Consider the following 12,807-nt stretch of genomic DNA (forward strand, 5'->3'; position numbering starts at 1 on the left):
AAAGTTTAAACTTTACAGTGCAGAAAAGCAAAAAGCCGGCCATTTTTCTTAGCCGGCTTTTTGGCGGAGAGAGAGGGATTCGAACCCCCGGAGGCTGTTAACCTCAACGGTTTTCAAGACCGCCGCAATCGACCACTCTGCCATCTCTCCGGGAGCAAAATTAAAGTGGTTTGTTTTTTGAACAAGTTTTTTCGTATATTTATTTTCCTAAATTAAAAATTGATTAAGAAAAATGCATTTCTTACGTAATGTTTTGATAATTAAATTGTTATCATCATTGAGTTTTGCTGGTAATTTGGAGCTTAAGTTTGCCTACTATCACTTTTACCATCCAGAAACAAAAATTTATACCGAAACCCACTTCAATGTGAACGGAAAATCGGTAAAAACTGTAAAAAATGCTGCTGGAAAATTCACAGGCTCGGTCCTAATCACCATGACATATTATCATGACGAAAAAATTATTCAAGGTGAAAAAATTCGGATATCATTGCCTGAAACCAATGATACATCTTACTTCAACAGAGGTTTTACAGCAAAATCGCAATTCAGACTGCCGGCTGGCAGGAATATTTTAAAGCTTGATATCCTCGACGAGAACAATCCTTCTGAAAATTATCACTTCGAAATTCCAATTGAAGTGCCTGATCCAAAAGCATTTAAGGCCTCAGATGTGATTTTGATCGCTGGTATGCCCGAGAGTGAAAATCGAGCGTTTTCAAAGAAAGATTTTATCCCTTACATATCTGCTAATACGTACTTGTATGACAAAAATGTAAACGAATTGCTTTTTTACATTGAGTTTTATGATCTTCAATCACTTGATGAAAAAGAATTACCGTTTTTTGTAAATTATTTTCTCGAATCACAGTCGTCCCCTATTTCGTTGGAGAAGTTTGCAGGTAGAATAAAAATCCGTAACGAAGGTGTACATCCTATTCTGGGAAGGCTCAACATTACAGAATTGCCGTCTGGCGTTTATAACCTTGTAATCGAGTCAATTAACCGTAAAAACGAAATTTACGAGCGAAAAAAGGTAAGGATTGAGAGAATTTCTGATTATCAGCCAGTTTCTATTTCGATCGATATGTTAGAAAACTTTAGTCTCGACAATTCAATTATTCCAGTAGAAATTTTGAAAGACAGTATTTCTGATTTTTTGCTGTATATGCTTCCTATAGCTACCTATAGTGAACAGAAAACCATTGACAGACTACTGTCAGAAAACAACAAAGACTTAATGATGAAATACTTTAATTCTTTCTGGATCAGCAAACAAAAATCTGGAATAACATGGGAAGATTATTACAGCAGAGTTAATACTGCAAATAAACTCTACGGCACCCGGCTGCTAAAAGGCTATAGGACTGACCGTGGAAGAGTGTACTGCTTATACGGTGCTCCTACAATAGTAGAAAGCAGAAAACACGAGCCAAACACCTATCCTTACGAAATTTGGCAATACGATCGATTAATTCCATGGAACGGAACAAATGCGCAGACAGATCGAATTTTCATCTTTGCTGATCGAGAGATTAATACAGGCACCTATCGGCTCATTCACAGCACTGCTGCCGGAGAAACTTTCAACGAACGCTGGCAATATTTGCTCATGGAGCGCGATATGTGGACGCCTAATGTAGACGATGTAGAACTGCCAGCTCAAGCCGGTGATTGGGGTACGCGATTTAACAACAGCATTATAATCAACTCCTCTAAATTTGGACGCTATAACCGCTGGTAAACCGTCACAAGATTAATGTCTTTTTTAATAAAAATAATTTCAAAGTTGCCGTTAAATATGTTGTACAACCTCGGCAACTTTTTTTATTTGTTATCCCTTGTTTCGGGATATCGCTCTAAGGTGATTTTAAAAAATTTAAAAATCGCTTTTCCTAATCTTAATGAAGAGGAAAGAGAGAAATTAAAGAGAAAATTTTACAAATACTTCTTTGAGCTCATCGCTGAGAATATTAAAGATTTTGATCCTAGTTGGAAAGACCACAAAAAACACGTTTTTATTGAAAATGCTGAAATGGTAAAAAATCTAACAAATAAGAACAAAAAGGTGATTCTTATGCTTGGCCATCATGGAAATTTTGAATGGCTTAGTGTAATTCCTGAATTACTTCAAGAAAATGTGTATGCTGTATACAATGAGATAAATAATAAAAGCATCGAAAAACTCATCCTGCAAAAAAGAGCTAAATACAACCTTGGCCTTTTTCCAATGAAAGAAACATATAAATTCATCGAATCAAATAGAGATCATAGAGCGGTTTACGGTTTCATTGCTGATCAAAGTCCACACGAAGGCCGCATACATCATCGCTCAAAATTTTTTGTAGAAAATACTCCTACGCATGTAGGAGCTGAGAAGATTGCAAAGATGTACGGTATGGCTTTAGTGTACTTAGAATGTGTACGTTTGAGCAGGGGAAGATATGTTTTCAAACCAGTTTTAATAACCGAAAATCCGCAAGAATTTCCAGATTATCAACTCACTGATTTATACAATCAACTCCTTGAAAAAAGCATCAGAGAGCAGCCAGAAATTTATCTATGGACTCATAAGCGCTGGAAACATTTGCGACCAGGAGTATATCAATAAGAGATTCCCCATTTTTTATACAAAAAATGCATAAGCCAGGCCGGGCCTATTAATAAAAATTGTAAATCCTTAAAAAATGAAGGTTTCTTACCTTCTATTTTATGACCGATGAATTGTCCAATCCACGCCAGAATAAAGATAGTAAGTGATATATATAAAATTGGTAAGCCTGCATCATCTAAATATTTATGAATCGATAAACAAAAGAGGGTAAAAAGTACTATTCCAACAAAAAGATTGAGAGATAAACGCAGATAAAAAATTAAGCTGATGAGAATTAAAATATAACTCCAATTAAACCAAGGTATAGTATCAGGAACTGGAATTGCATAAAACAACCCCAAAATGCTCCAAAAAATTAGGGGAACACATATCCAATGGATGGTTTTGTTGGTTGGATTTTGATGGCTTTGTCCGTATTCGTCAAACCACTGATCAGCTGTTTTCATAGTCTTTTAAGTTTTATTAACTTTTGACAAAAATAAAAAACCGGCCAATCATGAGACCGGTTTTCAAAATTTCAGCAGACTCTTAATGTAAGTCACTTATTTATACCATGCTTCTACTTCAGCCAATTGAAGAGCGGGTATGTCGAGTTTCTTTTTCTTTCTCAAACCGTTGAGTTGCTGATGTACTTGAGTAGGTTTTAGTGATCTCAAGGTTGAAATGTTTCCAAAAGCTTCTTTTGCAAGCGGAATCCAAGCTTCGGGTACACCTATTTCTGTCCAATTTTCATCTTTCGGAGCTGCAGTGATTTGCTCTGGCTTCATTTGCGGAAAGAAAATAACCTCCTGTATGCTGGCTTGATTAGTGAGCATCATTGTAAGTCGATCGATGCCGATACCGAGCCCGGCTGTTGGAGGCATGCCAAATTCAAGGGCTCGAAGAAAATCATGGTCTATAAACATTGCCTCGTCATCACCGCGTTGGCTGAGTTTAAATTGCTCTTCGAACCGCTCGCGCTGGTCAATGGGGTCATTTAGCTCTGAATAGGCATTGGCTATTTCTTTTCCGTTTATAATCAGTTCAAAGCGTTCTGTAAGCTCCGGATTGTCTCTGTGTTTCTTGCACAGAGGCGACATTTCAACGGGGTAATCGATAATAAAGGTAGGCTGAACAAAGTGGTGCTCGCATTTTTCGCCAAACAGGGCATCAATCAGCTTACCTTTTCCCATCTCAGGGGTTACTTCAATGCCCAGTTGGATGCACACCCCTCTAAGTTGCTCTTCATCCATACCTGAGATATCGAATCCAGTATATTGCTTTATGGCATCGTACATGCGCACGCGCGGATAGGGAGCTTTAAAATCAACGGATTTATCACCTACTTGTACTTGTGTATTGCCGTTATTCACTGATTTAGCCACATGTTCAAGCAGATTTTCAGTGAATCGCATCATCCAATGGTAGTCTTTATAGGCCACATAAATTTCCATGCCCGTAAATTCGGGATTGTGTGTGCGGTCCATTCCTTCGTTTCGGAAGTTTTTTGCGAATTCATACACACCTTCGAAACCACCGACAATGAGTCTTTTTAAATACAATTCGTTGGCTATCCGCAGGTATAGTGGAATATCGAGAGCATTGTGATGCGTTACAAAGGGGCGAGCGGCAGCTCCTCCGGGAATTGGTTGAAGAATGGGTGTTTCAACTTCCAGGTAGCCAAAGGAGTTGAAGTATTCGCGCATGGATTGTATAATGCGTGTGCGCTTTAAAAAAATTTCTTTTACGTGTGGATTTACAACCAAATCCACATAGCGCTGCCTATACCGTTGCTCGGGGTCGTTAAAAGCGTCGTGCACATTTCCATCGGCATCGACCTTTACAATAGGCAACGGACGAAGTGCTTTGCTAAGAAAGGTGAATTCATTTACATAAATCGAAATTTCGCCCATCTGGGTGCGAAAGACATGACCTTTAACACCGATAAAATCTCCAATGTCAGTAAGCTTTTTAATTACTTCATTGTAGAGCGTTTTATCTTCTGACGGGCAAATTTCGTCTCGATTGAAATAGACTTGAATTTTTCCGGTGGAGTCTTTTAGGTCTGCAAATGCAGCCTTACCCATGATACGCTTGCTCATTACTCGGCCGGCAAGCGAAACCTGAGCAAATTTTTCAGGTTTCTGATCGTCAAAGTTGGCTAAAATTTCAGCCGCAGTGTGCGTAACCGGATATTCATTAGCGGGATAGGGATTTATTCCCAGTTCTCTTAATTTCTGTAAAGCTTCTCTTCGTTGAATTTCTTGCTCAGATAAAACGCTCATTTGAACCGTGTTTTTGAAAAAACGGCTGCAAAAATAGGAAGTTTAATGAGGATAAAATTTTTAGAATTTTGATCAAAACGTGGAAAGAGGAAGAAATATTGAAAAAAAAAGAAAACTAAAAAATAAAAGCGGTCCGGACGGGACTCGAACCCGCGATCTCCGCCGTGACAGGGCGGCATCCTAACCAACTGAACGACCGGACCAGCTTGTGAAAGACCTTCTTGCTATAAGCGGATGCAAAGATATGTGCATATGTAATTCTGCAAAAATATATCTTTCAAATGATGAAAAGTTTTAATCCTATGTTTCAATTACTTAAAAGTTGTCAGGTGGTATTTAACAAATTTTTTGCGCCAATTCAGCGACTTTTTTTTCTTAAAACCACCTAAAAAGATTTCAACCTTAAATGCGAAATTCCTGCTATAGCAGCTGTTTCTGTTCTTAGTCTCAGATTGCCTAAAGACACTGGAATACATCCATAAGTAATTGCCGCTTCAGTTTCTTCAGCTGTAAAATCTCCTTCAGGGCCAATAAATAAACTGTATTCCCCGGAAGTAATAGGCCAGGCTGAAGGTGGTAGCCTGTCTTCTCCAAAACATGTGGCAATGAATTTTACTCCCAATGCAGATTGAAAAGCCTCTTCTGTATTTGTAATTAATTTAATTTCAGGAAAATAACAGTTATGACTCTGCTTAGCGGCAGCTGTGGCTATTTTTTCGTATCGGTCGAGGTTGATGTTTTTTCGGGCTGTGCGGTGGCAAATGAGTAGACATATGGTGGTGCACCCCAGTTCAGTTGCTTTTTCTATCATCCACTCTGTGCGTTCGGTAGTACGTGTAGGCGATACATATAGGTGTATGGTGGGCTCATTTTTGGGTTGGATTGTGGTAGAAAAAATTTCTACATCTACTTTTTTATTGCTTACCAGTGCGATTGTTCCTTCTCCTAATGTCCCTTTACCGTCGGTCAATGCGATAGAATCGCCGACTTGCATCCGAAGTACGCGCGCTATGTGATGACTTTCGTCGGGCGATAGTGTAATAAGTCCTTCTTTAACTTCGTCAGCAACAAACAACTCCATCAGGCGCCGATTTTATCTGATTTGCCCGGTCTGTTTACTTGTTTTTCAATGAATTTAATAATTGCCGTCGCTACGTCTTTGCCTGAGTAGCGCTCCACGCCTTCAAGGCCGGGCGAGCTGTTCACTTCCATTACCAGAGGTCCGCGATTGCTCTGCAAAATATCGACGCCGGCAATGGAGAGTCCGAGACTTTTGGCAGCGAGTACGGCAATTTCTTTTTCCTCTTTGGTCAGTTTTACAGGCTCGCCAGTGCCTCCTCGGTGCAAATTGCTCCTGAAGTCTCCCTCTTTACCTACTCTGCGATAGGCGGCAATCACCTTGCCATTTACCACGATGGCGCGCACATCTTTCCCGGCGGCCTCAGCGATAAATTCTTGAACTAAAATATTGGCTTCCAGACCGTAAAAGGCTTCGATTACCGACTTTGCTGCTTTCTTTGTTTCGGCCAGTACTACCCCTAGTCCTTGTGTGCCTTCTAAGAGCTTTACGACCAAAGGCGGTCCACCTACTTGCTTAATGAGATGGTCGATATCACTCGGATATTTTGCAAAGGCTGTTCTGGGTATTGGTACGCCTTTAGAAGCCAATATTTGAAGAGCTCTCAATTTATCTCTGGAACGCACCAATGCCAGCGAACTGAGAGTAGTAAAAACTTTTTTCATCTCAAACTGCCGGATGATGCTGCTGCCGTAAAAAGTGACAGATGAGCCTATGCGCGGGATGATGGCATCGACATCCGTAATTATGTGATCGCCATAATACACATCGAGGTTATTGGTTTCCATCACCACATAGCATTTGGTGTGGTTCATCACCTTTACATTGTGCCCGCGTGCCTGGGCAGTTTCTACTAATCTTCGGGTAGAATATAAAAATCTATTGGTGGAGAGAATGAGAATATTCATGCTAAGAAATCAATCTACTCACACAATGAATTAGCGATTTTTTGTCGGTACGATAGGTCTTTTAATCGAACATCAACAATAAAACCTCTTCTTAAGAGTCTTCGACCCAGTAACACGGGATATTTCATCGCCTCTCTGTCTGCCAAGGTCATTTCTGTTTTGAATTTACGACCGAAAAGTATGAGTATTGTTTTAATGGAAAACCTCTTTTCGATCTGTCCAAAGGAATTTTTTATGATTTTTTCTTTGAAGTCAAAGGAATAATAAACGCGGTCTTGGTAAGATGGATGCTCAGGGTCGAGCAGCATAAAAGAGACTGCCGGAAGGCCCTTTTTTTTGACCAACTTCACATTGTGGCAATGAATAGCTGAGGTAGCAGCACCTGTATCGATGCGGCATGCCAGGTTGTAAAGCTCAAATTCCGGGAGGTCGATATGATCCGAAGCTCCAATAAGTAATGGTACTATTTTTTTGTCTTTCATTGTATTATGCCTTTTTCCAGCCTTTTGGCACTCCTATTATTACATTTTGGAGCCATATACGCAATTGTATTAAAAAGATGATAGCAGACAACACAGGGTACCACCATCCTAGCTTTCCTTCACCGCCGAGTTTACTAAGTTTTATCAATGACCACCAGCGTTTTACAAAATACGTTAAGCCTAAACCAAATGGAATTGCATACCAGGTATTTCCCATTGAAAGTAATACGAGGGAAAAAACAGTCACTGTCCAAATGACAAGCCTTGAAACCTGGTAGGCAGTTAAGAAAATTTTGGAGCCAGTACGATAGTGCGAAGAGGTTGAGAAATGCCTTCGACGTTGATAAATGTATTCAGACCAGGTCTTTTTGGGAATGCTCATGGTTACTGCCTCAGGATGGATTATAACTCGTGTATTCTGACGGGTGGCTACTTCATTAATAAAAAGATCGTCGTCGCCTGAGGCTATGTGCATGTGTTTGTAAAAGCCTTTGTTTCTGAAGAAAAGCTCTTTTCGATAGGATAGGTTTCGCCCCACGCCCATAAATGGCCAGCCGGCCCAGGCAGCCGTGAGGTATAGCCAAGCGGTTTGTAAGGTTTCCATTCGAATTATAAGATTCAGCAGACCTTTTTCTTTTTGGTATCTTCCATAGCCGAGCACGATCTCAACATTTGGATCGGAGTAGCCCTGCACCATATGCTGAACCCAAAGTTCACTAGCCGGTGCACAATCGGCATCAGTAAGCAATAAAATGTCGTGCCTGGCGGCCTTTATACCCAGTGAGAGAGCCAGTTTTTTACCTGTCCAATAATTATCGTTATCTGGAACTGTAACGATTTTAAGATTCGAATGCTTGGCGGCTTGCTCCTCGAGATAAAATCTTGAGTCGTCCCATGATCGGTCATTTACCACGATCACTTCCAGTTCTGGATATTTTTGACTTACCCATTTGGGTAGATTTTTTTGAAGGTTTTCTAATTCATTCCGGGCACAAACGATGAGCGATACGGGTAAATTTAGATGGGAGTTGGACTTGCTAAAGCGTTTCTTAGCAGTAAAAAAAGCATAAAATAAATACCATTGGAACAACAATGCCGGTGCTATTACCACTGCAGGCACCCACCATTCTATATTTGTAATCATCCAGTTGTTAAAAATCTTTGATTTGGAATTTGAAAGTTTACTTAAAATCCTATTAAGAGCTCAGCATCGCTGTAAGGCAAATTGTACCATTCGCCTATGGCTTTATTTGTCACAATACCATTAAATAGGTACAAACCTGAACGCAAATTGGGATTTGCCTTCAGCGCCGAGAGATAGCCTCCCTTTTCAGATATATCTAAAAGTAAGGGAGCTAAAACATTGCTGAGCGAAAAGGAAGCCGTACGCGAAACGCGTGAAGCGATATTAGGTACACAATAATGAATTACCCCGTGTTTAATAAAGACAGGATTGTCATGAGTGGTGATTTCAGAGGTTTCAAATACTCCGCCATTGTCGATGCTTACATCGACGATTACCGAGCCCGGTTTCATTTTCTCGACCATATCTTCAGTTACAACGGTGGGAGTTCTGCCCTTTTCAGGTCGTAGTGCACCTATAGCTACATCGGCTCGCTTTAGAGCTTTTGACAAAATGTTGGGTTGTAGAATGCTTGTATAAACAGGTTGATTGAGCGTTTCCTGTAAACGTCGCAGACGCGTGATTGACTTGTCAAAAACCTTAACCATAGCCCCTAAAGCGAGAGCTGTTTTTGCAGCAAAGATGCCTACCGTTCCAGCGCCGATGATGAGTACTTCGGTCGGAGGTACACCTGATATACCACCGAGCAAATACCCTTTGCCCTCGCGCATATTGCTCAAATATTCAGAGGCAATGAGGATAGACGTGGTACCGGCTATTTCGCTCATGGAGCGTACTATGGGCACTATGCCGTCTTCATCTTTAATGTGCTCATACGCTAAAGCTGTGATTTTTTTGTCCATCAGCTTTTTGAAGTACTCGCGTTTGCGCGTTTTGAGCTGAAGGGCAGAAATTAGAAGCTGTTTGGGTTTGAAAAATTCAATTTCAGAAAGCGATGGGGGTTCTACTTTCACAATTACATCTGCCTCGTACACTTCTTTGGCGTCGTATACGATCTCGGCTCCGGCTTCTGAAAAATCCATATCGCTATAGCGTGCGCCCTGACCAGCTTCAGTTTCGATGCGGATCCTGTGTCCATTATTTACCAGTAGCCTTACAGCTTCAGGGGTAAGAGCTACTCGCTTTTCTTGAAGCCATGATTCTTTAGGTATACCTATAAATAAGGATTGCGCTTTGGATGGGATTTCGAGCATTTCTTCTTTAGGAATCATCGAAAATCCCGGAACCCACATCTGCGATGGATTACTCATACGTCTTTAGTTCGGTTAGCACACTGCGGTGATTGTCCATTTTTTCAAAAGTAATTAAAAGAGCTGTGCCCCAAAACAAAGGTTCTATGATTTTTGGCCATTCGATCAGACACCACTTTCCGGAGGTCACTATTTCGTCGATGCCTGCTTGTACTGCCTCATCAGTACCAGACAATCGATAGCAATCGAGGTGATATACAGGTTCGCCATTGGCTCCTTCATATTCGTTTATTATGGCAAAGGTAGGGCTCGATACTACATCCTTTACCCCGGCTTTATGCATTATCGCCCGTATGAAGGTCGTTTTGCCTGCACCCATCGGCCCGTCGAATAACCATAGCTTAATGTGCTTGTATGTAGTGAGTAAGATTTCAGCTACTTTTTCATATTCTTCGGGCGAATAGATATGTATCATCCCAATTTTTAAGCAGGCCCCAAAGGTACAAGGTCGGTATAAAATACTTACGAAGGTGAATCGACAAAACGCGGTTTTTGTATTTAAAATTTTTAAACCTTATGGATGTAATTGCGTATCGGAATATATGATTAAAAAGCACGGTTTACCAACGAAAATCTGTCCTGTTTGCAACAGACCTTTTTCCTGGCGAAAGAAGTGGGAAAAGGTGTGGAACGAAGTAAAATACTGCAGCGATCGCTGCCGAATGTCAAAAAAATCAGTAGCTAAATGATGGAAATAGCACTTATATGGTATCGGTTTAATTTGAGGACAATTGACTGTGCACCCTTAGATGCTGCAGTTCGCAGCGGTTTACTGGTTGTGCCTTTTTATTGTTTTGATTCCCGGTATCACTCAACTTTACACACGGGTTGGCCCCGAATGGGGCAATTTCGCGCTAAATTTTTATTGGAATCAGTACAAAACCTTCGCAATTCACTCAGAGCATTGGGGAGCGATTTGTATATCGTCAAAGGTTTTACTGAAGTTGAAATTCAAAAACTTCAAAAAAAATCAAAAATATCTGCAATTTATTACCCAAAATATTATACAGAAGATGAGGTGGAGATTGAAATGAAAGTGGCTGATTTGGGTATAAAAATGATTGGTTTCGATGATCATACTTTAATTGCCCTAACTGACTTGCCTTTTACGATTTCTCATTTGCCAAAAGTTTTTACTGACTTTCGAAAAAAAGTAGAAAAAAACCTCAAAATCAAACAGGAAATATCTAAGCCTTCTACTATCAAAACTCCTGACGAATACATTGAAAAAACAGAGCTTCCTATACTTAGTGAGCTTGGAATCAGCGAAAATGCCGTTTTTGACCAACGCTCGGCTCTACCTTTTGCAGGTGGTGAGCATGAAGCATGGCAGAGATTAAATCATTATTTTTGGAATACAAAGAAATTATCGGTTTATAAAGAGACCCGTAATGGATTAATTGGAATAGATTATTCGTCAAAATTTTCTGCCTATTTGGCACATGGTTGTATTAGTGCCAGATCGATTTATTGGCAGATTAAAAAATATGAAGAAAACGTTGAATCTAATGCATCAACATATTGGTTATTTTTCGAATTGCTTTGGCGTGATTTCTTTTTCTTCACAGCTATGAAATCAAAGGGAAAATTTTTTAAAGTTCCAAGAAATTATACCCCAAAAAGATCCAAAATTTTTGAAAAATGGCGACAAGGTGAAACGCATGAACCTTTTGTGAACGCCAATATGAAAGAACTGCTCTACACCGGATTCATGAGCAATAGAGGCAGGCAAAATGTGGCCAGCTACTTGGTGCACAACTTAAAGCAAGACTGGTACCTCGGCGCCTTGTGGTTTGAAAGTCAGCTTATTGACTACGACGTATGCAGCAATTACGGCAACTGGACCTATGTGGCGGGCATCGGAAATGATCCACGGAATCGGGTGTTTAACGTAAAAAGGCAAGCTGAAATGTATGATCCCGAGGGAGCATATCAACGACTTTGGCTCGAATAGGTAGGTCTTTTACAATTTGTTAAATGTAAAAAATATTCGTTTCCTGTAGGTGTAACCTCAATTACATTTGAGCGCAAATCCGTTAAAACTTTAGAAAATGAAAATCACTGTAATAGGAGCCGGTAATGTGGGTGCTACCTGTGCTAACGTATGCGCCGAAAAAGAACTAGCCGAAGAAATCGTTTTACTTGATATCAAGGAGGGCTTTGCTGAAGGTAAAGCTCTTGATATGTGGCAGACTGCCCCTATTAACATGTACGACACCCGAATTACAGGTGTTACTAACGATTACACGGCCACTAAGGATAGCGATGTAGTTGTAATCACATCAGGTTTACCTCGAAAGCCCGGCATGAGCCGCGATGACCTCATTGCAACTAATGCAGGCATCGTAAAATCAGTGACTGAAAACATCATAAAATACTCCCCCAATACCATCATCATCGTAGTGTCAAACCCGCTGGATGTAATGACCTATTGTGCTTATAAAACAGCGGGTATCGACAGCAAAAAGGTTTTCGGTATGGCGGGCATTCTTGATACTGCGCGTTATAAAGCTTTTCTTGCCACTGAGCTGAATGTTTCGCCCAAGGACATCCAGGCAGTGCTGATGGGTGGACACGGCGATACTATGGTACCATTGCCTCGTTACACCACGGTAGGTGGAATTCCAGTAACTGAGTTAATCGACGAAGAAAAACTTACTGCCATCATCGAAAGAACCAAGTTTGGAGGAGGAGAAATAGTAAAATTGCTAGGTACCTCTGCCTGGTATGCTCCAGGCGCAGCTGCCGCTCAGATGGTAGAAGCTGTGGTGCGAAATCAGAAAAGAGTTTTCCCTGTATGCACTTGGTTGCAAGGTGAGTATGGTCTAAAAGATATCTATGTAGGCGTACCAGTCGTGCTCGGTCGCAATGGTATTGAGCGCATCATAGAGCTCAATCTGAACGAAGATGAAAAGGAATTGCTCTATACCAGTGCCCATGCAGTGAAGGAAATGATGGACGTACTCGACAATATGAATCCATAAATTTTGATAGATTAAACCAACTTTTAAAGCTGCCAATATTGCTTGGCGGCTTTTTTTATTTGCATTTATCTTTTTATTCACAA

The 12,807-nt window shown here is 40.5% G+C and carries 13 protein-coding genes and 2 tRNA genes; 5 read left to right on the forward strand and 10 right to left on the reverse strand.

Annotated features, from left to right (window positions below; all coding sequences use genetic code 11):
• Window positions 1–61: 61 nt before the first annotated feature.
• Window positions 62–150: transfer RNA gene (locus ACK4EX_RS09505), tRNA-Ser, on the reverse strand.
• Window positions 151–277: 127 nt separating this feature from the next.
• Here ACK4EX_RS09505 and ACK4EX_RS09510 point away from each other — a divergent pair.
• Together ACK4EX_RS09510 and ACK4EX_RS09515 are read left to right on the forward strand one after the other, a co-directional pair.
• Window positions 278–1,744 (forward strand): GWxTD domain-containing protein, encoded by a 1,467-nt coding sequence (locus ACK4EX_RS09510; RefSeq protein ID WP_409772177.1) that lies wholly within the window; start codon window positions 278–280, stop codon window positions 1,742–1,744.
• A 15-nt stretch (window positions 1,745–1,759) separates the two neighbouring features.
• Complete coding sequence (locus ACK4EX_RS09515; protein ID WP_409772180.1) at window positions 1,760–2,611, forward strand: lysophospholipid acyltransferase family protein; 852 nt, start codon at window positions 1,760–1,762, stop codon at window positions 2,609–2,611.
• Here ACK4EX_RS09515 and ACK4EX_RS09520 read toward each other — a convergent pair.
• The 9 genes from ACK4EX_RS09520 to tsaE all read right to left on the reverse strand — a co-directional run bounded on the left by ACK4EX_RS09520 (window position 2,605) and on the right by tsaE (window position 10,155).
• Window positions 2,605–3,060, reverse strand: coding sequence for a DUF962 domain-containing protein (locus ACK4EX_RS09520; RefSeq protein ID WP_409772182.1), 456 nt, complete (start codon window positions 3,058–3,060; stop codon window positions 2,605–2,607). The genes ACK4EX_RS09515 and ACK4EX_RS09520 overlap by 7 nt on opposite strands.
• A 96-nt stretch (window positions 3,061–3,156) precedes the next feature.
• A complete protein-coding gene (gene lysS / locus ACK4EX_RS09525) occupies window positions 3,157–4,878 on the reverse strand; it encodes a lysine--tRNA ligase (RefSeq protein WP_409772185.1) in 1,722 nt (573 codons plus the stop codon).
• A 129-nt stretch (window positions 4,879–5,007) separates the two neighbouring features.
• Window positions 5,008–5,081: transfer RNA gene (locus ACK4EX_RS09530), tRNA-Asp, on the reverse strand.
• A 182-nt stretch (window positions 5,082–5,263) separates the two neighbouring features.
• On the reverse strand, window positions 5,264–5,959 hold the full coding sequence (locus ACK4EX_RS09535; protein ID WP_409772188.1) for an RsmE family RNA methyltransferase: 696 nt from the start codon (window positions 5,957–5,959) through the stop codon (window positions 5,264–5,266).
• Window positions 5,959–6,864 carry a 30S ribosomal protein S6--L-glutamate ligase gene (gene rimK, locus ACK4EX_RS09540; protein WP_409772190.1) on the reverse strand — a complete coding sequence of 302 codons (906 nt, stop codon included), beginning with the start codon at window positions 6,862–6,864 and terminating at the stop codon, window positions 5,959–5,961. Before rimK ends, ACK4EX_RS09535 begins: the two co-directional genes overlap by 1 nt.
• Window positions 6,865–6,878: 14 nt before the next feature.
• The gene (locus ACK4EX_RS09545) at window positions 6,879–7,346 is read right to left on the reverse strand and encodes an ATP-dependent zinc protease (RefSeq protein ID WP_409772192.1); all 468 of its coding nucleotides are present in this window, start codon (window positions 7,344–7,346) and stop codon (window positions 6,879–6,881) included.
• A gap of 4 nt (window positions 7,347–7,350) precedes the next feature.
• Complete coding sequence (locus tag ACK4EX_RS09550; RefSeq protein ID WP_409772194.1) at window positions 7,351–8,490, reverse strand: glycosyltransferase; 1,140 nt, start codon at window positions 8,488–8,490, stop codon at window positions 7,351–7,353.
• 41 nt (window positions 8,491–8,531) lie between these two features.
• Window positions 8,532–9,740: an alanine dehydrogenase gene (locus ACK4EX_RS09555; RefSeq protein WP_409772195.1), complete on the reverse strand. Its 1,209-nt coding sequence runs from the start codon at window positions 9,738–9,740 to the stop codon at window positions 8,532–8,534.
• The gene (gene tsaE / locus ACK4EX_RS09560) at window positions 9,733–10,155 is read right to left on the reverse strand and encodes a tRNA (adenosine(37)-N6)-threonylcarbamoyltransferase complex ATPase subunit type 1 TsaE (protein ID WP_409772197.1); all 423 of its coding nucleotides are present in this window, start codon (window positions 10,153–10,155) and stop codon (window positions 9,733–9,735) included. The genes ACK4EX_RS09555 and tsaE overlap by 8 nt, the downstream gene beginning before the upstream one ends.
• Window positions 10,156–10,282: 127 nt before the next feature.
• Between tsaE and ACK4EX_RS09565 the strand changes: the two genes are divergently transcribed.
• The 3 genes from ACK4EX_RS09565 to mdh all read left to right on the forward strand — a co-directional run bounded on the left by ACK4EX_RS09565 (window position 10,283) and on the right by mdh (window position 12,724).
• Window positions 10,283–10,429 carry a DUF2256 domain-containing protein gene (locus tag ACK4EX_RS09565; protein WP_409772200.1) on the forward strand — a complete coding sequence of 49 codons (147 nt, stop codon included), beginning with the start codon at window positions 10,283–10,285 and terminating at the stop codon, window positions 10,427–10,429.
• Window positions 10,429–11,694, forward strand: a complete 1,266-nt coding sequence (locus ACK4EX_RS09570) for a DASH family cryptochrome (RefSeq protein ID WP_409772454.1) — start codon at window positions 10,429–10,431, stop codon at window positions 11,692–11,694. The genes ACK4EX_RS09565 and ACK4EX_RS09570 overlap by 1 nt, the downstream gene beginning before the upstream one ends.
• Window positions 11,695–11,791: 97 nt before the next feature.
• Window positions 11,792–12,724 carry a malate dehydrogenase gene (mdh, locus tag ACK4EX_RS09575; RefSeq protein ID WP_409772203.1) on the forward strand — a complete coding sequence of 311 codons (933 nt, stop codon included), beginning with the start codon at window positions 11,792–11,794 and terminating at the stop codon, window positions 12,722–12,724.
• Window positions 12,725–12,807 lie beyond the last annotated feature (83 nt).

The organism is Thermaurantimonas sp. (assembly GCF_046299575.1).
GTDB lineage: Bacteria > Bacteroidota > Bacteroidia > Flavobacteriales > Schleiferiaceae > Thermaurantimonas.

Bases quoted from the DNA above. Each gene is read 5' to 3' on its own strand.
- ACK4EX_RS09515 (WP_409772180.1), top strand. From the start codon at position 1,760: ATGTCTTTTTTAATAAAAATAATTTCAAAGTTGCCGTTAAATATGTTG.
- ACK4EX_RS09520 (WP_409772182.1), bottom strand. From the start codon at position 3,060: ATGAAAACAGCTGATCAGTGGTTTGACGAATACGGACAAAGCCATCAA.
- lysS (WP_409772185.1), bottom strand. From the start codon at position 4,878: ATGAGCGTTTTATCTGAGCAAGAAATTCAACGAAGAGAAGCTTTACAG.
- ACK4EX_RS09535 (WP_409772188.1), bottom strand. From the start codon at position 5,959: ATGGAGTTGTTTGTTGCTGACGAAGTTAAAGAAGGACTTATTACACTA.
- rimK (WP_409772190.1), bottom strand. From the start codon at position 6,864: ATGAATATTCTCATTCTCTCCACCAATAGATTTTTATATTCTACCCGA.
- ACK4EX_RS09545 (WP_409772192.1), bottom strand. From the start codon at position 7,346: ATGAAAGACAAAAAAATAGTACCATTACTTATTGGAGCTTCGGATCAT.
- ACK4EX_RS09550 (WP_409772194.1), bottom strand. From the start codon at position 8,490: ATGATTACAAATATAGAATGGTGGGTGCCTGCAGTGGTAATAGCACCG.
- ACK4EX_RS09555 (WP_409772195.1), bottom strand. From the start codon at position 9,740: ATGAGTAATCCATCGCAGATGTGGGTTCCGGGATTTTCGATGATTCCT.
- tsaE (WP_409772197.1), bottom strand. From the start codon at position 10,155: ATGATACATATCTATTCGCCCGAAGAATATGAAAAAGTAGCTGAAATC.
- ACK4EX_RS09565 (WP_409772200.1), top strand. From the start codon at position 10,283: ATGATTAAAAAGCACGGTTTACCAACGAAAATCTGTCCTGTTTGCAAC.
- ACK4EX_RS09570 (WP_409772454.1), top strand. From the start codon at position 10,429: ATGGAAATAGCACTTATATGGTATCGGTTTAATTTGAGGACAATTGAC.
- mdh (WP_409772203.1), top strand. From the start codon at position 11,792: ATGAAAATCACTGTAATAGGAGCCGGTAATGTGGGTGCTACCTGTGCT.